The 20,414-nt window shown below is 60.2% G+C and carries 17 protein-coding genes; 4 read left to right on the plus strand and 13 right to left on the minus strand.

Going from position 1 to position 20,414, the window contains the following annotated elements:
• Positions 1-104: 104 nt before the first annotated feature.
• The 3 genes from BUA36_RS11985 (at position 105) to BUA36_RS11995 (ending at position 4,032) form a co-directional block, all read left to right on the plus strand.
• Complete coding sequence (locus BUA36_RS11985; protein WP_229255690.1) at positions 105-1,709, plus strand: transporter substrate-binding domain-containing protein; 1,605 nt, start codon at positions 105-107, stop codon at positions 1,707-1,709.
• A complete protein-coding gene (locus BUA36_RS11990) occupies positions 1,706-2,365 on the plus strand; it encodes an ABC transporter permease subunit (RefSeq protein WP_072784771.1) in 660 nt (219 codons plus the stop codon). Before BUA36_RS11985 ends, BUA36_RS11990 begins: the two co-directional genes overlap by 4 nt.
• A gap of 83 nt (positions 2,366-2,448) precedes the next feature.
• Positions 2,449-4,032 carry a hypothetical protein gene (locus BUA36_RS11995; protein ID WP_072784773.1) on the plus strand — a complete coding sequence of 528 codons (1,584 nt, stop codon included), beginning with the start codon at positions 2,449-2,451 and terminating at the stop codon, positions 4,030-4,032.
• Positions 4,033-4,062: 30 nt separating this feature from the next.
• Here the strand turns inward: BUA36_RS11995 and BUA36_RS12000 are convergent, their stop codons facing one another.
• The 6 genes from BUA36_RS12000 to BUA36_RS12025 all read right to left on the minus strand — a co-directional run bounded on the left by BUA36_RS12000 (position 4,063) and on the right by BUA36_RS12025 (position 9,170).
• On the minus strand, positions 4,063-4,458 hold the full coding sequence (locus BUA36_RS12000; protein WP_072784775.1) for a hypothetical protein: 396 nt from the start codon (positions 4,456-4,458) through the stop codon (positions 4,063-4,065).
• 141 nt (positions 4,459-4,599) lie between these two features.
• Positions 4,600-4,947 (minus strand): energy transducer TonB, encoded by a 348-nt coding sequence (locus BUA36_RS12005; protein WP_202413881.1) that lies wholly within the window; start codon positions 4,945-4,947, stop codon positions 4,600-4,602.
• A gap of 67 nt (positions 4,948-5,014) precedes the next feature.
• Positions 5,015-5,344 carry an energy transducer TonB gene (locus BUA36_RS12010; RefSeq protein WP_072784777.1) on the minus strand — a complete coding sequence of 110 codons (330 nt, stop codon included), beginning with the start codon at positions 5,342-5,344 and terminating at the stop codon, positions 5,015-5,017.
• 103 nt (positions 5,345-5,447) lie between these two features.
• Complete coding sequence (locus tag BUA36_RS12015) at positions 5,448-7,199, minus strand: methyl-accepting chemotaxis protein (protein ID WP_202413880.1); 1,752 nt, start codon at positions 7,197-7,199, stop codon at positions 5,448-5,450.
• Positions 7,200-7,538: 339 nt separating this feature from the next.
• Positions 7,539-8,567 carry a tRNA dihydrouridine(20/20a) synthase DusA gene (gene dusA / locus BUA36_RS12020; RefSeq protein WP_072784782.1) on the minus strand — a complete coding sequence of 343 codons (1,029 nt, stop codon included), beginning with the start codon at positions 8,565-8,567 and terminating at the stop codon, positions 7,539-7,541.
• A 36-nt stretch (positions 8,568-8,603) separates the two neighbouring features.
• Entirely contained in the window at positions 8,604-9,170 is a 567-nt protein-coding gene (locus tag BUA36_RS12025; protein WP_072785453.1) for a helix-turn-helix domain-containing protein, read from the minus strand.
• Positions 9,171-9,214: 44 nt separating this feature from the next.
• Between BUA36_RS12025 and BUA36_RS12030 the strand changes: the two genes are divergently transcribed.
• Positions 9,215-9,667: a GNAT family N-acetyltransferase gene (locus tag BUA36_RS12030; RefSeq protein ID WP_072784784.1), complete on the plus strand. Its 453-nt coding sequence runs from the start codon at positions 9,215-9,217 to the stop codon at positions 9,665-9,667.
• On the opposite strand, the gene BUA36_RS12035 is transcribed toward BUA36_RS12030, so the two are convergent.
• The 7 genes from BUA36_RS12035 to rimP form a co-directional block, all read right to left on the minus strand.
• The gene (locus tag BUA36_RS12035) at positions 9,664-11,916 is read right to left on the minus strand and encodes a DUF3141 domain-containing protein (RefSeq protein WP_202413879.1); all 2,253 of its coding nucleotides are present in this window, start codon (positions 11,914-11,916) and stop codon (positions 9,664-9,666) included. The two genes, BUA36_RS12030 and BUA36_RS12035, sit on opposite strands and share 4 nt — an antisense overlap.
• A 111-nt stretch (positions 11,917-12,027) precedes the next feature.
• Complete coding sequence (gene typA / locus BUA36_RS12040; RefSeq protein WP_072784786.1) at positions 12,028-13,860, minus strand: translational GTPase TypA; 1,833 nt, start codon at positions 13,858-13,860, stop codon at positions 12,028-12,030.
• Between the two features lie 88 nt (positions 13,861-13,948).
• Positions 13,949-14,875 carry a tRNA pseudouridine(55) synthase TruB gene (gene truB, locus BUA36_RS12045; RefSeq protein ID WP_072784788.1) on the minus strand — a complete coding sequence of 309 codons (927 nt, stop codon included), beginning with the start codon at positions 14,873-14,875 and terminating at the stop codon, positions 13,949-13,951.
• The gene (gene rbfA, locus BUA36_RS12050) at positions 14,875-15,276 is read right to left on the minus strand and encodes a 30S ribosome-binding factor RbfA (RefSeq protein ID WP_072784790.1); all 402 of its coding nucleotides are present in this window, start codon (positions 15,274-15,276) and stop codon (positions 14,875-14,877) included. The genes truB and rbfA overlap by 1 nt, the downstream gene beginning before the upstream one ends.
• Before the next feature lie 72 nt (positions 15,277-15,348).
• On the minus strand, positions 15,349-18,213 hold the full coding sequence (gene infB, locus BUA36_RS12055; RefSeq protein WP_072784792.1) for a translation initiation factor IF-2: 2,865 nt from the start codon (positions 18,211-18,213) through the stop codon (positions 15,349-15,351).
• A gap of 46 nt (positions 18,214-18,259) precedes the next feature.
• Complete coding sequence (gene nusA, locus BUA36_RS12060) at positions 18,260-19,825, minus strand: transcription termination factor NusA (protein ID WP_072784794.1); 1,566 nt, start codon at positions 19,823-19,825, stop codon at positions 18,260-18,262.
• Positions 19,822-20,310, minus strand: coding sequence for a ribosome maturation factor RimP (gene rimP, locus BUA36_RS12065; protein ID WP_072784796.1), 489 nt, complete (start codon positions 20,308-20,310; stop codon positions 19,822-19,824). The genes nusA and rimP overlap by 4 nt, the downstream gene beginning before the upstream one ends.
• Positions 20,311-20,414 lie beyond the last annotated feature (104 nt).

Here is a 20,414-nt window from a genome sequence, read left to right on the forward strand (position 1 = left end):
TGCGGTTAAGCCACAATCCCGGCCACTGCCGGCCTCGCTTTCGTTGCACCAAGGCAGTGGCTCAGGTAGCATGGAAAGTGAACACCAGCCTATAGAAAACGCCCATGAACCGCGCCTTTTTGAAACTACTGGGGTTGATCGGTTTGCTTTTTCTGTCGCTGGCAGCACAGGGCGCGGACAGCCCGACGCTCGACAATATTCGCAAGAAACATGTCATCCGCGTGGGCGTGAAAACCGACTTCGGCCCATTCAACTCCCTGAATGCCAAGGGCGAGGTGATCGGCTTTGAAAGCGACATCGCGGCCCTGATTGCCGAGCGCCTGGGCGTGGGCCTGAAGAAGGTCAGCATCACCACGGAAAACCGCTTTCAGAAACTGGAGCTGGGCGATGTCGATATCCTGATCGCCACCGTCGGCGACACGCCGTCCCGCCGCATGATTGCCACCGCAGTGGAGCCCGGCTATTCCGAAACCAGCGTCAACCTGCTGTTCGCGCCGGGCAAGGCGGTGGACAGCTGGGCCAACATCCGCCAGCAAACCATCTGCGCGGTGCAAGGCAGCTACTTCAACAAGCCGATGGCCGAGCGCTATCTGCTGGAACTGCAAACCTACAAGACCGTGCGCGACGCCCATCTGGCGCTGCGCGATGGCCAGTGCGCCGGCTTCCTGTATGCAACGGCGGCCCTGGCCAACACCGTCCAGCTGCCCGAGTGGCAGGGCTACCGCATGACGCTGCCCAATGCACTCGTCACGCCGATGGCCATTTTCATTCCGCGCAACGAGCAAGGCGGCGCGCTGGATGTCGCGCTGGGCGATATCCTGGCCGACCTGCACCGTACCGGCTGGCTGCTGGCAGCCAGCCAGCGCTGGGGCATCACCTCCACCGGCTGGCTGCATACGCAGCAGACACTGTTCCTGGAGCGCGACGAGCAAGGCCAATACCTGTGCACGCGCAACGCTGCTGGCCGCTGGCCGGCGGCGTGCCGCAATACCGAGTATGTCTCCAGCACGGAGGTCAGCGGTTTGCAGGCGGTCGGCCTGTGGCTCAAGGAACAGCTGGATGTGGATCTCAACTTCATCTACGATCCCTACGACCGCAAGCAGTTCATCACGGGGATCGCCTACACCATGCTGCTGATCGCCTGCAGCATCGCCATCAGCCTGGTGCTGGGCGTGGCCGTGTCGGTCGCCGTGGATCACCGTAGCGGCTGGGGCGCCAAGGTCATTCACGCCATCATGGCGTACGGCCGCCTGACGCCGCCGCTGCTGATGATGTATCTGATCTTCTTTGGCCTCGGCGGCTGGACCATGCGCGAGTACGGCATCAAGCTGCCGGCGTTTGCGGTGGCCTCGTTCTGCTCCGGCTACTACACGGCGGGGCTGGTGATGCGCGCGCTGCTGGAAGCGTCCACGCACATCCGCAGCTATGACGCCGGCTTCGTGCTGCGTCTGCACAACCTGTCGCGCACCGCCACCTATGCCAACTGGCCGATCAAGCAGGCGCTCATCAACCTGACCAAGCAGACCATGATCGCTTCAGCCATCGCCATACCTGAACTGCTCAGCGCGGCCAGCCTGCTGATCGCCGAGAAGGGCAACATCTTCCTGACCATGACCATGCTGGTGCTGACCTTCTACCTCATCACCAGCCTGTGGACACGCCTGTTCAACTACGCTGAAAAAGCGCTGCTGCCGGCGGGGCAACCATGAATAGCGAAACGCCGAGCTTCCTCATCACGTGGACGCCGTTCCTGCTGCAGGGCTTCATGTGGAATATTTTCATCGCCATCTGCGCCGTAACGCTGGGCTCGCTGCTGGGCGCCGGACTGGCCTGGCTGCGCGTGCGCAAGAGCGGCGCCATCGCCACGGCCGCGGAACAGCTCTCGACCTTCTTCCGTGGCGTGCCCACCCTGGCGCTGATTTTTTACGCGGTGTTCGTGCTGCCGACCGAGTTCTCGCTCGGCAGCACGGTGATCCACATCCCGCAATGGAGCAAGGCGGTGATCGGGCTGGCCGCCGCGCCACTCTCGTTCACGTCGGAAAGCCTGGTAGTGGCCTACCGCGCCTGGCAGCGCGGCGACATCGGCGCGGCGCTGCTGTTCATCCCCACCTGGATCAATGTGTTCCTGATTTCCTTTGTCGCTTCCAGCGCCTCGTCACTGGTGGGCGTGAGCGAACTGGTCAGCCGTTGCAACACGGTGATCGCTGCCACCGGCACCAGCGTCATGGTGCCGGTCTACCTGTATTGCAGCCTGTATTTCGTGCTGACCTCGCTGCTGTTCACCTTCCTGATCCGGCGTTTCAAGGACTCCGCCTTCATGGCCGGGGTGCATGCGCGGCTCACGCAACAAACTTGCCGAAATTAAGCATTTGTGATGACTGAGACATAGTCTTCTGTTATAAAAACGTACTCACTCTGCTTTTTTTCGCACACGTTCGGGAGACTGGCATGCCGCTGACCTTTCAGGAAGAAACGAAGTTACGGGAAGCCTTTAGCGCCATCGAACGTGAACGCAGAGAGTCGTTGCGGGCCATGTTCAATGACACCCATCTGCGGCCCAAGAGCCGGGTAGAGGATGCCAAAACGCTGGCCAAGTCGGCCAAGGACGCCAAGAAAAGCCTGGCTGCGATTCCCGGCGTCGGCGTGCCCGATCTGAGCCTGCCGGACATGAATCTGCCGTCGCTGAACCTGAACCTGTTCAAGGGGCTGGACTTGCGGCAGCTGGTGGATTTCACCATGCCGCGCATCCCGATTCCCAACTTTGACATCTACCTGATCCCCGATATCAAGCTGGGCCACCTGCCCGGCTTCAACCTGCCCAAGATCAGGCTGAACCTGAAAGGCATCCTCAAGTTCAAGGACCTGCTGCCGGAGATATCGCTACGCGCGCTGGTGTATAAAATCCTGGCGCGCTTCCCGGATGTGAACATCCCCGCCATCCTGTACGACCTGAGCCGCATCTTCGACATCGACTTCAACCTGCTGTTTCCGAATATCCGCGACCTGTTCCCGGACTTCTTCAACATCGACCTGACCATCCGCCTGCCGCACCTGGCGCTGCCAGACATCAACCTGCCCGAGGTCCACCTGCCCAATGTGGACTTGCCCGAAATCGACCTCGGCAGCATCGACTTCAGCGCCATTCACATCCCCGGCATCGACTTCCCCCGGATGCTGGAAATTCCCGGCTTCGATAAAGTGCTGCGGCTGCTGTTTGAACTGTTCGACTGCGTTGACCTCAACGTCATCATCACCGAGCTGGGCATTGAGTTCATGTCGGAGTTCATCAGCTCGGCATTGCCGCTGGTGCAGCAGGTCAAGGCCGGCGCCAAGGCGGCCAGCAACTGGGGCACGGCCGCCATGGACTGGCACAAATCGCGCAAGACCACGGTGCAGCGCGGCTTCCTGCTGCCCGGCGATGCGCGCGACGCCTGCGATGCCGTGGCCGACTTGCTGCGCACCAGCCGCAACGAACACGCCGCGCTGGCGACCATCCAGACCACGCAGCTGGCGGTATCCACCGCCGGCCTGTTTGCCGACCTGGGCGGTGCATCCGGCCCGGCCGTCGCGGCGGCCAGCGCGATCGCCACCACCTGCCAGAAGATCATGATTATGGGAGCGCGTTACAAGGAGGTGAAGAAGGTCAACCTGATCCTGTCCAACCACGCGATGGAGGCGCTGACCTCGAACATCTTCAAGGTGTCGCCGCTGCTGGGCGCCTACTACCTGGCCAACAACACCACCAGCAATGTGCTGAACATCCTGTGCGACAACATCATCGAGGACGGCTGGATGGCCGAGTGGGAAAAGAACAAGCGCCAGCACCTGGACCCGCTGCTCACCGAATGCACGCGCTTCATTGCGGAATCGCGCTATGTGCTCGATCCGGTACGGCAGAACAAGGGGATGTTTGTCGAAAAAAGCAAACTCGACCAGCTCAAGGAAAGCGTGACGCTGTACTTCAAAAAGAAAGCCGGCATGGCGCCGGCCAGTGCCCGCGTGGCAACCCACAAATACGCGGGCTCCAAATAAAAACCGCCGCATGGGCGGCGGTGTTGCTGCTTAACGGTGACGGTAGTAGCCGCGGTGGCCCCAGCCGCCCCGGCAGCACCAGTGGCCGAACGAGAAGTCCAGTCCGATCGATACCGGCGGGTAGTAATAGGCCGGCGCCGGCGCGTAATACACCGGTGCGGGTGCATAGTAGACCGGCTGGCTGACGTAAGTCGTGGTGGTGGTATAGGCCGGCTCCGTGCTGTACGTGACGCGCGACGGCTGCTGTGCCGGCAGCTCTTCAGTCCAGGTGCCCGACTGTGCCTGGCTACCAGAAGGCATGACCGACACGGTATGCCACTGATAGGGGTCTTGCACGCGGGTCGTGGTGTAATACGCTGGCCGCTGCTGGGTCGCACAGCCAGTCAGCGCCGCCAGGGCGGCAACTACTGCAACGATAGTTTTCATGGCAATCTCCTCATTCCAGATCCTACTATATAAGGAAATCATACGCCGTTCGCGGCCCATTACAGCTTGTTACACCACTTTACTCAAGCGAAAAAAAAGGAACCTCAGGCGGTTCCTTTTTTGCTCAGTAGCGGCCGGAAATCAGTCAAGTTTCCAGGCGTAATCGACCTTGGTCCAGGTTTCGGCGGGGGCGCCGTCCTTGGTGCCGGGTTTAAATTTGCAGGCGCTCAGGGCTTTGATGGCGGCCTTGTCCAGATTTTTGAAACCGCTGCTCTTCTCAACCTTGGAATCCGCAACAGTACCATCCGACTTGACCAGGAACGACATCGACACGGTGCCCTGCTCTTCATTCATCAACGAAGCTTTCGGGTATTCGGCCTTGCAGTTTTTAGCATCAAAACTGGCAGGAACCTCTGCGGCAAAAGCTGCCGGTGCGCCCGATACGAGCACTGCTGCAATAACACTCATCCAACGCTTATTGATAGACATCTGAACCCCCAAGTGTTTTTATCCGGCACTCAGGCCATGCACCCGCACGGCCGCCTCTGAGATTGAATTACAGCTTCCAGCTATAGTCGACTTTGGTCCAGGTCTGGGCGATCGAGCCGTCTTTGGTACCAGGTTTGAATTTGCAGGCGCTCAGGGCTTTCAGGGCTGCTTTGTCCAGGTTCTTGAAACCGGACGATTTTTCTACTTTCGACTCGACGACGTTACCGTCGGCACCAACCAGGAAGGCCATGGTGACATCGCCCTGTTCTTCGTTCATCAGCGAAGCTTTTGGATATTCAGCTTTGCAGTTTTTATCGGCCAGCGAGGCAGGTACTTCACCGGCGAAGGCGGACGAAGCGATGGACAGGATGACGGCGGCGAATACAGACTTGTTCATAATATGATTTCCTAAATTGTTTTTAAACACTAGTTAAACGAACTCCACAGCGGGCCATCTGTCCACAAGGGTGGACGGCAGACTGCGGCAAAATTTTCAGAACTTAGAACTCTTCCCACTCGTCGCTGCCGGCGGTGCTGGCTGCCGAGGCGACTTTTTTCGGTTTGGCTGCCGGTGCAGCGGCTGGCTTGGTAGCCAGCTTTTTCACTGGAGCGCGGGCTGCCGCGATCGGTTTGACCGTGGCGGCCTTGGTGGCAAATGCTGGCGCAGCAACAGCAATGCGCTCTTCACCTTCCACGAGCTTGAAGATGCTGACCACGCGAGCCAGCTCGCCGGCCTGATCTTGCAAGCTTTGTGCTGCGGCGGCGGCTTCTTCCACCAGCGCGGCATTCTGTTGGGTCATGCTGTCCATCTCGATGATGGACTGGTTGACCTGGGCAATACCAGCGCTCTGTTCCTGGCTGGCGTTGGCGATTTCACCCATGATGTCGGTAACGCGGCGCACCGAGGACACTACCTCGTCCATGGTCATACCGGCCTGGCCGACCAGTTTGGTACCGGCGCCGACTTTCTCGACCGAGTCATCGATGAGTGCCTTGATTTCTTTTGCTGCCGCAGCGCTGCGCTGTGCCAGGTTACGCACTTCCGACGCCACCACGGCGAAGCCGCGGCCCTGTTCACCAGCGCGCGCTGCTTCGACTGCCGCGTTCAGTGCCAGGATGTTGGTCTGGAAGGCGATGCCATCGATCACGCCGATGATGTCCACAATTTTCTTGGCCGATGCGTCGATCGAGCTCATGGTATCAACCACTTGCGACACTACCTGGCCGCCTTTGACTGCCACATCCGACGCGGCCGAGGCCAGCTGGTTGGCTTCACGGGCGTTGTCGGCATTCTGCTTCACGGTCGAGGTCAGCTCGTCCATGGCCGACGCGGTTTTCTCCAGCGACGATGCCTGCATTTCAGTACGCGACGACAGGTCAACGTTACCGGCCGCGATTTCACGCGACGCGGTGCCGATGGTTTCGGTGCCGGTACGGACCTGGCCAACGATGTCCACCAGGCTGTTGCGCATTTCTTTCATTTCCGCCAGCAGGCTGTCTTTGTCGCCGCTGTTGGTGTCGATCAATACCGACAGGTCGCCATTGGCAATGCTGCCAGCGATCGATGCGGTGTAGTCAGGCTCGCCGCCCAGCTGTTTCAGCAGGCCGCGGGTGATGACCAGTGCAGCGGCTACCGAGATCGCCACGGCCAGCAGGCCCATGATGATCATGAAGGTACGGGCGCTGGAGAAGCCGTTGGCGGCATCCACCTGCATCTGCGCGTTCATCTTGTCTTCCAGCGCGCCCAGTTGTTCCAGCGCGGTCATCCATTTTTTCTGGGCTGGACGGATCTCCTTCACCAGCACGCGGGTTGCTTCTTCCGCTTTGCCCGCCAGCCACAGTTCCGAGGCTTTGGCGATGGCTGGCATGGCCACGCCTTCGCTTTCCTTCACAGTCGCCAGCAGCGCTTTTTCTTCTGCGGTGGCTTCCTGCGCGAACTGTGCGCTCAGTTTGTTCTGTGCATCCGCATACTTGCCAGCCAGTTCCTTGATGCGGTTCATGTCTTGTTCCATGTCAGCCGGGTCAGCAATCATGGTCAGTACGCGCAGCGAGTTGATGCGTTCGCCGACGTTGTTACGCATATCGACCACCAGGCGCGATACGACGTTGTTCACGCTAATCACGTGATCGAGACGGTTCTGGATCTGTGACATGCGCAGGATACCTACGGCAGTCACCGCCACCAAAAACAGCAGTACCAGAGCGAAACCGAGGCCCAGGCGAGTACCGACTTTCATTTTTGCTAAATTCATTTCGTCTTCTTCGTAATTGACACTGTTGATGAAGTTGCCTCGGATGACGCGACTTTTGGACCTGCCACCCAAACAAAACCCTTGCTGCTAAGTAATATACTATGACAGTAGCAAACAATGACTGCGAATGCAAAAATTTGCAGCTCCACCAGCAGCCCACATGTAGTTTTTTGGAACCAGCAATACACCACTGAAGTCGGTGGATATGTGTGTATATTCAGGAATTATAGATGCAAATTTTGCTTCAAAGCAAGCAATTACTGCCTCAAAAATACGCAAACGAATTTTCCGCGTGGAAATTTCGCCACACCCATCTAAAGTTTGCCAAAAGGGCTATTTCTACGCAGTAATACGCAAACGGGCTGCGGCTTCGAGCAGCAGTTGGGCGTCGCCGGCGGCGAGCTTTTTGGAATCGGACAGGGTTTGGCGGAAGGCACGAGCGCCGGGCAGGCCGGTCATGATGCCGAGCATGTGGCGGGTGATGGAATTGAGCTTGAGGCCCAGCGGGCCGTACTGCGCCAGCTGTGCCTGGATATACGGCACCATGGCTTGCAGTACCTGCTCGCGCGTCTTGGGTTCGGACGTGTCGCCGTAGTAGCGCTGGTCGAAATTGGCCATCAAAAACGGGTTGTGATACGCCTCGCGGCCCAGCATGACACCGTCCAGGTGCTGCAGGTGTTCATCAATTTCGGCCTCGGTTTTGATGCCGCCGTTGATGATGATTTCGAAGTCAGGGAAGTCGCGCTTGAGCTGGTAGGCGTACTCGTACTTCAGCGGCGGGATTTCGCGGTTTTCCTTTGGCGACAGGCCTTTGAGAATGGCGTTGCGGGCATGCACGATGAAGGTGGTGCAGCCGGCGTCCGCCACCTTGCCGACGAAGTCACGCACGAACTCATAGCTTTGCACGTCGTCAATGCCGATGCGGTGCTTGACGGTGACGTCGATCGATACCGCGTCGCGCATGGCCTTGACGCAGTCGGCCACGAGCTGGGGCTCAGCCATCAGGCAGGCGCCAAACGCGCCCTTCTGCACGCGCTCGGACGGGCAGCCGCAGTTCAGGTTGACTTCGTCGTAGCCCCACTTCTCGCCCAGCTTGGCGCTGGTGGCAAGGTCGGCCGGATCGCTGCCGCCCAGTTGCAGGGCCACCGGATGCTCTTCTTCATTGAAGCGCAGGTGGCGCTCCACATCGCCATACACCAGCGCACCGGTGGTCACCATTTCGGTGTACAGCCAGGTGTGTTTGGTGATCTCGCGGTGGAACACGCGGCAGTGGCGGTCGGTCCAGTCCATCATCGGCGCGACGGACAGGCGGCGGCTTGGCACTACAGGTGCTGGGGCGGCGGTCGGCTGGTCGATGATGATGGTCATGGTGGCAACGCTAAGGGGTACGCAGAAGGGTCGACATTATAGCGCAAAAGGCAGCGTCACTAATCCGACCAGGTAGCGGGCCGGCACGGCGCCGGGATTTTCGTAGGCGATGAACTGGCCCTCTCGGAAGGCCAGGCAGTCGCCCGCCTGCATGCGCCAGCGCTGCTCGCCCGTGGTCACTTCCAGCTCGCCCGCCAGCAGCCAGACTTGCTGATAGATGTCGGCGCTGTGCGGCGACTGGTCGTATGCCACACGGCGGCCCGGCGGAAATACCACTTCCACCAGTTGCAGCGGCGAGCGCACGCCGGGCGACAGCTGGCGCCGCTGGTAGCCGGAATCCGGATCGGTCCACACAGGCTGCTGCGCAAACGTGCTCAGCGGCGACGGCGCCGCACTCTCCGTCTCGAACAGGGAGGCCAGTGTCACGCCCAGCGCACTGGCCAGCTTGTCCAGCACTGTGGCGGTGGCGCTGCTTTCGCCGCGCTCGATCAGGGAAATATTGGAACGGCTGACGCCGCTACGTTCTGCCAGCGCGGCCAGCGATAAACCACACGCCGTGCGCAAGGCCAGCACGCGGCTGGCAATGAGTTGATTGATATCCATAAAATCCATTATACTGGATTTACCATCCAATAAAATGACACACCATGTCTATCGCCTTTGAAACCCCGGATCAGCACGACGTCCACATGTTGATCGCAGAACTGGACACCTACCTGCTGGAACGCTATCCGCCGGAAGCCGTGTACGCCTTGAACATCCAGGAACTGCTGCAACCAAATATCCAGTTTGCCGTGGCGCGCAATGATGATGGCGCCGTGGTCGGCTGCTGCGCCGTGGTGCTGACGCCGGACTACGCCGAGATCAAACGCATGTATGTGCGGCCTGCTGCACGCGGCACCGGCATGGGCAGGCAATTGATGGGAGCACTGGAACAGACTGCACGGAGTGCGGGTTGTCCGCAGATGGTGCTGGAGACCGGGCCAGAACAGCCGGAAGCGCTGGCCCTGTATGAACGCCATGGCTTTGAACGCTGCGGACCGTACGGCGATTACCCGGACGATCCGCACAGCGTCTTCATGCGCAAGGCACTGAATTAAGCGGCCGTCGGGTCGCCCTTCTTTTTGCGCACCACCGCCAGCTTCGGCGTGGCTGGACCAAAGATGGTGGCGATGCGCTCCAGCCGCGTCGCCGCCTCACCGGTCAGCGTGCCAGTGGCGCCGGCCACCTGGCGCACGATGCCGAGCGCTTCCTGGCGTGCTTCCGGCTCTTCCGGCAACAGCAGCGGCAGATCGTTGACAGCCGCCTCTTCATCCACCTGCAGCATCAGATACTGCTCGCGCAGGATCTTCTTCAACAGCGTCACGCTCATCACCTTGTCATCCGAGGTACGCAGGCGCAGCTGGCGCATGGCGGCGAACGCGCGCTCGTCGGCAGCGCTCATTTCCGGGCTGCGGAAGATGTACAGCAAGGCGCGGATGATGCCCTCGGTGAGACCGCCCTCTTTCGTGCGCAAGGCCAGCGCCGCGCGGTTGGCGGTGATCGCGGCTTCGCGCGCGATGTCGCGGCCGATGCGGCGCGGCTTGCCGCCGTCGGTATTCAAGCCGACCAGCGCCTGCAGCACCGGCGAACCATACACACCCAGGAATATGTTTTCGGTGGCCTGATCGCGGATGTCCTTGTAGCGGTCCAGCGCATCAACGATCTGCTTCGACCACGCTTCCTGCATCTGCAGGAAGATATTGTCCTGCGCCACAGGACGGCGCTCGGCGCGAACCTTCTCGGCCAGTTCCGGTATCTTGTTCAGCAGCGGATTTTTGCTGGAGAACATGGTGTAGCGCATGCGCAGCGGATGGGCTTCGCGCAGGCGTTCGGCCGTCGCTTCCGTGACCAGGCTTTTCACGATCGGGCTGGCAAAGGTCTGGTACAGGCCCTTGTTGATTTCCGAGACGCGCGCCACCGTGGCGAAGCGGCGTTCGTCCGCCACGTCGTTGCCGCCCAGCGCGCGCAGCGCCTCCAGATTGCGGCGCTCGAAACGCATCACATAGTCGCCAGCGGCCAGGTCGCCCGCAGCGATTTCCGCTTGCAGCATTTCCTCGTCCTTGTCGAGGAAGACGGCTTCGTACAAGCCTGGCGGCATGATGTCGATCATGTCCATCGCGGCCGTGAATTCTTCGTGCTCCTTGTTGGCCACCGAAGCCGACACAAAGATGCCCAGGTGGCCGATACTCTGGTGCATGGAGTAGATGATGGTCTGGCCGCCCGCCACCAGCGCGGCGTCGTCCTCGTACAGATCCAGTACCCAGCCCAGCGCCTGCTGCGGCGGCGTGATGTCATCGCCCCACGAGCAGAACACCACGATCGGCGACTTGATGTTGCGCAGGTCGATGCGGTGGCCATCGCTGTCGAGCAGCGCGGCATCGCTGAGGCGGTTGCCGACGAACAGCGAGTCGGCGATGTATTGCATCTCACCGGCGTTCAGCAGCACCGGATTGCCCCACCATTTTTCAAAGTCGAGGAAGCGCTGCGCTTCGGTGTCGATCTTGGAATAGACGTGGTAGTTTTTGCTCCACAGGGTATTGGACGGATTCATCTTCTCAAAGTTCTCGACCAGCTGTGCGCCGTCGAAAATGCCGTTCCCCAGGTCGCCTGCGAGCGCCGTCATCCACGTGCCGCCCAGCGCCCCGCCCAGATAGCGCAGCGGATTCTTGCCGCGCACGCCAGCCCAGTAGGACAGCGGCGCACCGGCCAGCACCAGCGGGCCGACCAGGTCGGGATTCAAGGCGCTGGTCATCATGATCTGCCAGCCGGCCTGGCAATTGCCGATCAGCGCAGGTTTGCCATCCGCTTCCGGATGCAGTTCAGCCACCTTGGCAATGAAGCGGGCTTCGGCGCGGCACACGTCTTCAATCGTCTGGCCCGGTACCGGGTGCGGCGTGAAGCCGACGAAATAGCAGGGATGGCCAGCCTTGAGGACCACGCCAATTTCACTGTCGTGTTTCATGCCGCCGATGCCGGGGCCATGGCCGGCGCGCGGGTCGAACACGATGAAGGGACGTTTGCTGGGGTCGGGGGTGATGCCGTCGGGCTGCAAGATGTGCAGCAGGCCGTAATTGACGGGGCGTTCGAGATGGCGGCCATCCATCACGACCTCAAATTTGAAACTCAGCACATGCGGCGCGGTCTGCTCGGCGCGGTGATTGCGCTCGTCGCCGCGCTCGCGCAGCACTTCCATGAACAGGACCGAACGCTGGGCAGCGTCGATCCAATAGTCGCTGGCCTGCTGTACCAGGTTGAAGGGATTACCCGGCCAGTTCAGCCAGGGGTTGCTCTTGTCATCGCTCACCATGATCCTCCATTGCGTTTTTGCTGCCACGCACAAAAGTACCCCAGTAAGAGCGAAAAGGCAAATGAAAAAGCCGCCTTGCGGCGGCTTCTTGATCCTGCGGCCAGGCGCGAATTACGCTTCGCGCGAAGCTTTTTTACGCTCGTGCTCTTTCAGGTGACGCTTGCGCAGACGGATCGATTTCGGGGTGATTTCCACCAGTTCGTCGTCGTCGATGAATTCGACTGCGTATTCCAGCGACATCTGGATCGGCGGTACCAGGCGTACGGCTTCGTCGGTACCCGACGAACGCACGTTGGTCAGCTGCTTGCCCTTGATCGGGTTGACCACCAGATCGTTGTCACGCGAGTGGATACCGATGATCATGCCTTCGTACACTGGGTCGTTGTGGACCACGAACATACGGCCGCGGTCTTGCAGTTTCCAGATGGCGTAAGCAACAGCAGCGCCGTCGTCTTGCGAGATCAGCACGCCGTTACGACGGCCGCCCAGTTCGCCTTTGCTATTGTCGACTGGCGCGTACGCGTCAAACACGTGCGACATCAGGCCGGTACCACGGGTCAGGGTCATGAATTCGCCCTGGAAGCCGATCAGGCCACGTGCTGGAATACGGTATTCCAGACGCACACGGCCCTTGCCGTCCGATTCCATGTTTTGCAGGTCGCCACGACGACGGCCCAGTTCTTCCATGACGCCGCCCTGGTTGGCTTCTTCCACGTCGACCGACAGTTGCTCGAACGGCTCGTGGCGTACGCCATCGACCATTTTGAACACCACGCGTGGACGCGATACGGCCAGCTCGAAACCTTCACGACGCATGTTTTCGATCAGGATGGTCAGGTGCAGCTCGCCGCGGCCCGATACTTCGAACGTGGTGTCGTCGTCGGTTGGTGCAACGCGCAGAGCAACGTTGGCCTTGAGTTCTTTGTCCAGACGGTCGCGCAGCTGGCGCGAGGTCACGAACTTGCCTTCGCGGCCAGCCAGTGGCGAGTTGTTGACCATGAAGTTCATGGTCAGGGTCGGCTCGTCAACGGTCAGCATCGGCAGCGCGTCCGGGGTATCCGGTGCGCACACGGTCGAACCGATGCCGATTTCTTCGATACCGTTGATCAGCACGATGTCGCCAGCGACTGCGTCGTCGACCAGCACGCGCTCCAGGCCTTTGAAGTTCAGCACCTGGTTGATGCGGCCTTTGATCGGGGTGGCGCCTGGACCGTTCAGAACGATCACGTCCTGGCCGGTTTTGACGCGGCCGCGGTTGATACGGCCAATGCCGATCTTGCCCACGTACGACGAATAGTCCAGCGAGGTGATTTGCATTTGCAGCGGACCATCTGGATTGTCGTCACGGACTGGCACGTGTTCCAGGATGGCGTCGAACAGTGGCTTCATGTCGCCCGAGCGCACGTCTTCGGTCAGGCCGGCGTAGCCGTTCAGACCCGAGGCGTAGACGATAGGGAAGTCCAGCTGCTCGTCGGTAGCGCCCAGTTTGTCGAACAGTTCGAAGGTCTGGTTGATGGCCCAGTCAGCGCGCGCGCCTGGACGGTCCACCTTGTTGACCACCACGATCGGCTTCAGGCCCAGGGCCAGTGCCTTGCGGGTCACGAAACGGGTCTGTGGCATTGGGCCTTCCTGGGCATCCACCAGCAGCAGAACCGAGTCCACCATCGACAGCACACGCTCCACTTCACCGCCGAAGTCGGCGTGGCCTGGGGTGTCAACGATGTTGATGTGGGTGCCTTCGTACTCAACCGCGCAGTTCTTGGACAGAATCGTGATGCCACGTTCTTTTTCCAGATCGTTCGAGTCCATGACTCGGGTGTCGACAGCCTGGTTCTCACGGAAAGTGCCAGACTGGCGCAGCAGCTGGTCAACCAGGGTGGTTTTACCGTGGTCAACGTGGGCGATGATTGCAATATTGCGAATTGCGCGTTTAGTATTAGACATGGTTGTATATGTGCGGAAAAACTGCGAGTGGGTACGCGAGGTACGCGAAGCCTTCTAGTATAGCATGTTGCGTTGCAACTTTATCGCTTTATTGCGGCGTAAATGCGATTAAACGTTCTGGCGCGAGAATACTGTATTCGCCAAGGATGGCGGTGCCCAGCAGCTTGTCGTCCAGATAGACCCGCACCCTGCCCTGATACTGCGGCACCGTGATCGACGGTTCCTTGCCCAGTGGCAGGCGCTGGCCGTTCAGGAAACGCTTGGCCAGGTCGGCATTCAGCTGCACCGGTGGGAAGCTCGACAGCAAGGCATCCACCGGCGACAACAGGTCCAGCGGTGCTGCGTGCACAGCCAACTCGTCCAGCGTAATCATGCGGTCCGTGGTGAGTTCGCCTACCTGCGTGCGGCGCAGTGCGTTCAGGTGCGCACCGCAGCCGAGCGCGGCGCCGATATCTTCGCCGAGCACGCGGATATACGTCCCCTTGCTGCAAGTGACCGACAGTTTCAGGAACGGCGCTTCGTAGGAAATCAGTTCCAGCTTGTGAATCACCACATCGCGCGCTTCGCGTTCGAGCGTGATGCCTTCGCGTGCGTATTCGTACAATGGCTTGCCGTCGCGCTTGAGCGCCGAGTACATCGGCGGCACCTGCTTGATCGGGCCGCGGAATTGCGCCAGCACGGCTTCAATCTGCGCCAGCGTGACATGGACCTCGCGCGTTTCCAGCACCTGGCCTTCGGTGTCGCCGGTATCGGTGGTCTGCCCCAGGTGGACGGTGGTGTCGTAGCTCTTGTCCGCCTCCAGCAAGTCCTGCGAGAACTTGGTGGCTTCGCCAAAGCACAGCGGCAGCAGGCCGGTGGCAAATGGATCGAGCGTGCCGGTGTGGCCAGCCTTCTTGGCGTTGAGGATGCGCTTGGCCTTGATCAGCGCGTCATTGCTGGACAGGCCTACCGGTTTGTCGAGCAGCAGCACGCCGTCCACGAGATCGCGGACACGTTTTACACGGGCCTGATTCATTACGCTTCGCCGTCGTCGACGCCGTCATCCAGTGAGCGGGTGCTGTTGGCCTGGTCGATCAGTGCCGACATGGCCATGCCGCGCGCGGCCGAGGTGTCATGCACAAAGTGCAGCTGCGGCAGCGTGTGGATGTGCAGACGCTTGCCCAGCTGGTTGCGCAGGTAGCCCGCGGCGGCGTTGAGGCCGGCCAGGGTGTTCTTCACGGTTTCCGCATCGTCCTTCAGCATGGTGAAGTAGATTTTGGCGTGGGCGTAATCCGGCGTCAGTTGCACTTCTGCCAGCGTAATCATGCCGACGCGCGGATCTTTGAGTTCAAAGGCGATCAGTTCGGACAGGTCCTTCTGGATCTGATCAGCCACGCGCAGGCCGCGCTGTGGGATGTTTTTGCTATGTTTTGCCATGATGATTCCATAAACGGCAAGTGGACGGGAGGGCCCGTCCACTTTACCAGATACTGCTTTGCTCCCCCGAAATTACAGGGTACGCGCGATTTCCTGGACTTCGAACACTTCCAGGGAGTCGCCCACCTGAATGTCGTTGTAGTTCTTCAGCGACAGGCCGCACTCCAGGCCGGCGCGGACTTCCTTGGCGTCGTCCTTGAAGCGTTTGAGCGAGTCGATCTCCCCAGTCCACACCACGATGTTGTTGCGCAGCAGGCGCACCGACGACGAACGCTTGACCACACCATCGGTCACCAGGCAGCCGGCCACTGCGCCGACTTTGGAGACCAGGATGACCTGGCGTACTTCGACCTGGCCGGTAACGGTTTCGCGTTTTTCCGGTGCCAGCATGCCCGACAGCGCCGACTTGATCTCGTCGATCGCATCGTAAATGATGTTGTAGTAGCGGATGTCCACGCCGTTCGACTCGGCCAGCTTGCGCGCCTGGGCGTCGGCACGGGCGTTGAAGCCGATGATGACCGCTTTCGAGGCCACCGCCAGATTGACGTCCGACTCGGTGATGCCACCGACTGCGGCGTGCACGATCTGTACCCGCACTTCCGAGGTCGACAGTTTCTGCAGCGAGCCCACCAGCGCTTCTTGCGAACCTTGCACGTCGGTCTTGATGATCAGCGGCAGGTTTTTCACTTCGCCTTCGGCCATCTGGTCGAACATGTTTTCCAGTTTCGCGGCCTGCTGTTTCGCCAGTTTGACGTCGCGGAACTTACCTTGACGGAACAGGCCAATCTCACGGGCTTTACGCTCGTCCGCCATGACCATGACTTCTTCACCGGCTTGCGGCACTTCGGTCAGACCCTGGATTTCGACCGGAATCGATGGGCCAGCCTGGGTAATCGGCTTGCCGTTCTCGTCCAGCATCGCACGCACCCGGCCATACGAAGAACCTGCCAGGATCACGTCGCCGCGCTTCAGCGTACCGGATTGCACCAGCACGGTTGCGACCGGACCCTTACCTTTATCCAGACGGCCCTCAACCACCAGGCCACGGGCCGGCGAATCGATCGGTGCTTTCAGTTCCAGCACCTCAGCTTGCAGCAGCACTTGCTCCAGCAGGTTGTCGATACCTTCACCGGTCTTGGCCGATACCGGCACGAATGGCGATTCGCCACCGTATTCTTCCGGCACCACGCTCTCGGCAACCAGCTCCTGCGTGACGCGGTCAACGTTGCCGCCCGGTTTGTCGATCTTGTTGATCGCCACCACCAGAGGCACGCCAGCCGCTTTCGCGTGAGCGATCGCTTCTTTGGTTTGCGGCATCACGCCGTCGTCCGCTGCCACCACCAGAATCACGATGTCGGTGGCTTTCGCACCGCGGGCACGCATGGCCGTAAAGGCTTCGTGACCTGGCGTATCCAGGAAGGTGACGATGCCGCGCGGGGTTTCCACGTGGTAGGCGCCGATGTGCTGGGTAATGCCACCGGCTTCACCCGACGCCACTTTGGCACGGCGGATGTAATCCAGCAGCGAGGTTTTACCGTGGTCAACGTGACCCATGACGGTCACCACCGGTGCGCGCGAGACGGACTCGAAGTGCGCGTGCTCGCCCTGGTCGGCCAGGATTGCTTCCGGATCGTCTTCCTCGGCAGCGTGGGCTTTGTGGCCCATTTCTTCCACCACGATCATCGCGGTTTCCTGGTCCAGCACCTGGTTGATGGTGCACATCTGGCCCAGCTTCATGAGCTGCTTGATGACCTCGGATGCCTTGACGGACATCTTGTGCGCCAGTTCGGCCACGGTGATGGTTTCAGGAACGTGCACATCCTTGACGATGGCTTCGGTTGGCGCCTGGAAGTTGCTTTCGCGGTCATCCGACTGATGATGGCGACGGCCACCCTTGCCACCGCGCCAGCTGTCGCGGCCCGTGCTGGCGCCAGCGCCGGCGTTGCCGCCACGGCCCTTGCCACCACCTGGTGCGCCACGTTTCTTGGCATCGTCCTGCCAGGTCGACGACACATTCGCCGACTTGATCGATTTCTTGTCGCCAGCAACCGCTGGTTTCTTGTCGTCTTTTTTCTCGCCGGGCTTGGCTGCATTGGCGGCGGTCGCCGGCTTGTGCAGCGTGCCTTCAGCAACTTTCGGTTTGACCGGTGCCGGTGCCGGCTCCGGTGCCTTGATGGCGCGGCGCGGCGCATTCATCATGGCCTTGATCTGGGCGACTTCATCGGCTACCGCCTGGCGTGCGCGCTCGGTGGCAGCGGCTTGTTCAGCAGCTTCCTTGGCAGCAGCAGCCTTCTTCTTGGCTTCTTCCGCAGCAGCTTTTTGCTTGGCTTCTTCCGCCGCAGTATCGACCGCAGGCGCAGCCGGCGCCGAGGCAGCAGCGGCCTTGGCGGCAGCAGCTTTCTTGGCTTCGTCTTCAGCTTCCTTCTTGGCAGCAGCTTCTGCTTCAGCAGTCGCCTTGGCCTGGGCTGCCTTGTCGGCTTCCAGCTTGGCCAGACGCTCTTGCTTCTCGCGCAGTTCGGCTTCCTGACGCGCGATCAGCTCCGCTTGCTTGCGGGCTTCTTCTTCGCGGCGTGCGGTTTCAGCCGCGTCGATCACCGGCGCGGCCGGGGCGGCAGCGGTGGTCGTCAGCGGTTCGTCGCGCTGGACGAAGGTACGGGTCTTCTTGACCGCCACCTGGATGGTGCGGGCTTTGCCATTGGCGTCCGCCTGTTTGATCTCGGTGGTTTCCTTGCGGGTCAGCGTGATCTTTTTCTTTTCAGTCGGCTCACCGGCGCCGTGGGTGCGGCGCAGGTGTTCGAGCAGCTTATCCTTATCCTCTTTCGACAATGGATCTGACGCCGAACTTTTCTCGACGCCGGCAGAACGCAGCTGCGTCAGCAGCAAATCTGCAGGCATCTTCAGTTCGGTGGCAAATTGGGCTACGTTGTTACTCGCCATTCAGTCCTCTTTTCTATGTGTCGCGGAGATGATAAAGATACTCAAATTAAGCCTTTGCGGATTCAGCCAGACTCCAGGCCTTGGCTTGCAAGCCTTTGGCGCGGTCGTCATATTTCGCGTCAACCAACTTCATCTCATCGTCGGTCACATCTTCAAATTCACTCGTAATCAGTGCGCGTGCGCGGTCCGACGACAACGCCAGGATGGCGCCAAATTCGTCGTAAGCCAGGCCGGCAAACGCTTCTACCGTTTTGATACCAGCCAGGCCCAGCTTGCCGGCGGTGATGCGGTCCATGCCTTCCAGACCGACCAGCGCCTCGTCCATGCCTTCCAGGCCTTCTTCCGAAGCGATGGCTTCGGTGACCAGGGCGTCACGGGCGCGGGTGCGCAGTTCGTTGACGGTATCTTCGTCAAACGATTCGATTTCCAGCATTTCGGAGATCGGCACGTAAGCGATTTCTTCCAGGCTGGCAAAGCCTTCTTCCACCAGGATGTCGGCCACTTCCTGGTCGACGTCCAGTTTTTCCATGAACAGCGCGCGAATCGCGGCGGTTTCCTGGGCTGCCTTGTCGGCCGATTCCTCGGCCGTCATGATGTTGATTTTCCAGCCGGTCAGATCGGACGCCAGGCGTACGTTCTGGCCCGAGCGGCCGATGGCGATGGCCAGATTCTCTTCGTCCACCACCACGTCCATCGCGTGCTTCTCTTCGTCGACGACGATCGAGGACACGTTGGCCGGGGCCAGTGCGCCGATCACGAACTGCGCCGGATCTTCCGACCACAGGACGATGTCGACACGCTCGCCACCCAGCTCGCCGGTGACCGCCTGCACGCGCGAACCGCGCATGCCCACGCAGGTACCGATCGGATCGATACGCTTGTCAGCGGTGAACACGGCGATCTTGGCGCGCACGCCAGCGTCGCGGGCGGCCGATTTAATTTCCAGCATGCCTTGCTCGATCTCTGGCACTTCCAGTTCGAACAGCTTCATGATGAACTCTGGCGCGGTGCGCGACAGGATCACTTGCGGGCCGCGCATATTGCGGTCAACGCGCAGGATGTAGGCACGTACGCGGTCGCCGATACGCAGATTCTCTTTCGGGATCATCTGGTCGCGTGGCAGACGGGCTTCGATCTTGCCGGATTCAACGATGGCATCGCCGCGCTCCATGCGCTTGATGGTGCCGGTGACCAGCGAGTCGCCGCGTTCCAGGAAGTCGGCCAGGATCTGTTCGCGCTCGGCGTCACGCACGCGCTGCAGCACGACCTGCTTGGTGTCTTGGGCAAAGCGGCGGCCGAATTCCACGGACTCGATCGGCTCTTCGATGTGGTCGTCCACTTCGATGTCGGCAATCTGTTCCTTGGCTTCGAAGTGCAGGATTTCCTGGTCTGGCAGTTGCAGGCCGGCTTCGTCAGGCACCACGTGCCAGCGACGGAAGGATTCGAACTCACCCGACTCGCGGTCGATCGAAACGCGGATGTCTACTTCACCCTCATAACGTTTCTTCGTGGCTTGCGCCAACGCGAACTCCAGTGCACCGAAAACCACATCTTTATCGACGTTCTTTTCACGCGCCAGCGCGTCTACCAATAACAAAACTTCGCGACTCATGCTTTGCGTCCCTTAAAATCCACCTGCGGCACCAAGCGTGCCTTATCCACATCGGCGAGTGTGAAATCCAACTGCGCCGGACCTTCATTGCTTTCAAATTCCAACGACAAATTTTCGCCTTCAGGCGCCAGCAGGACGCCCGTGAACGATTTCCGGTTGTTCGTACCCGGCATGGCTGCGCGCAGTTTAATCACTACTTCGCAACCGGCAAAACGTGCAAAATCCGACAGCTTGCGCAGCGGACGGTCCAGCCCTGGCGACGAGATTTCAAGACGCTCATAAGGAATGTTCTCGACCGTCAACAGGTGCGACAGCTGATGGCTCACCGTGGCACAATCCTCCACGGTAATCGGACCTTTTTCTTCGGCATCTTCTGCGCTGAAATCGATAAACACGCGCAGCAGTCCACGCTCGGCCCGTTCGACATCAACCAGCTCATAGCCCAGACCGGCGACGGTCTTTTCAATTAATTCCGGCAGCTGCAAGAAAATTCTCCAGTTCAAGGCCTGTTAATGTGGTGCACAACAAGCCGTTTAAAACGGTTCAACAAAAAAAAAATGGGCATCTGCCCATCTTCTTAAAACACCTA

It is taken from the genome of Duganella sacchari (assembly GCF_900143065.1).
Taxonomy (GTDB): Bacteria; Pseudomonadota; Gammaproteobacteria; order Burkholderiales; family Burkholderiaceae_D; genus Rugamonas; species Rugamonas sacchari.

Bases quoted from the DNA above. Each gene is read 5' to 3' on its own strand.
- BUA36_RS11985 (WP_229255690.1), top strand. From the start codon at position 105: ATGAACCGCGCCTTTTTGAAACTACTGGGGTTGATCGGTTTGCTTTTT.
- BUA36_RS11990 (WP_072784771.1), top strand. From the start codon at position 1,706: ATGAATAGCGAAACGCCGAGCTTCCTCATCACGTGGACGCCGTTCCTG.
- BUA36_RS11995 (WP_072784773.1), top strand. From the start codon at position 2,449: ATGCCGCTGACCTTTCAGGAAGAAACGAAGTTACGGGAAGCCTTTAGC.
- BUA36_RS12000 (WP_072784775.1), bottom strand. From the start codon at position 4,458: ATGAAAACTATCGTTGCAGTAGTTGCCGCCCTGGCGGCGCTGACTGGC.
- BUA36_RS12005 (WP_202413881.1), bottom strand. From the start codon at position 4,947: ATGTCTATCAATAAGCGTTGGATGAGTGTTATTGCAGCAGTGCTCGTA.
- BUA36_RS12010 (WP_072784777.1), bottom strand. From the start codon at position 5,344: ATGAACAAGTCTGTATTCGCCGCCGTCATCCTGTCCATCGCTTCGTCC.
- BUA36_RS12015 (WP_202413880.1), bottom strand. From the start codon at position 7,199: ATGAATTTAGCAAAAATGAAAGTCGGTACTCGCCTGGGCCTCGGTTTC.
- dusA (WP_072784782.1), bottom strand. From the start codon at position 8,567: ATGACCATCATCATCGACCAGCCGACCGCCGCCCCAGCACCTGTAGTG.
- BUA36_RS12025 (WP_072785453.1), bottom strand. From the start codon at position 9,170: ATGGATATCAATCAACTCATTGCCAGCCGCGTGCTGGCCTTGCGCACG.
- BUA36_RS12030 (WP_072784784.1), top strand. From the start codon at position 9,215: ATGTCTATCGCCTTTGAAACCCCGGATCAGCACGACGTCCACATGTTG.
- BUA36_RS12035 (WP_202413879.1), bottom strand. From the start codon at position 11,916: ATGGTGAGCGATGACAAGAGCAACCCCTGGCTGAACTGGCCGGGTAAT.
- typA (WP_072784786.1), bottom strand. From the start codon at position 13,860: ATGTCTAATACTAAACGCGCAATTCGCAATATTGCAATCATCGCCCAC.
- truB (WP_072784788.1), bottom strand. From the start codon at position 14,875: ATGAATCAGGCCCGTGTAAAACGTGTCCGCGATCTCGTGGACGGCGTG.
- rbfA (WP_072784790.1), bottom strand. From the start codon at position 15,276: ATGGCAAAACATAGCAAAAACATCCCACAGCGCGGCCTGCGCGTGGCT.
- infB (WP_072784792.1), bottom strand. From the start codon at position 18,213: ATGGCGAGTAACAACGTAGCCCAATTTGCCACCGAACTGAAGATGCCT.
- nusA (WP_072784794.1), bottom strand. From the start codon at position 19,825: ATGAGTCGCGAAGTTTTGTTATTGGTAGACGCGCTGGCGCGTGAAAAG.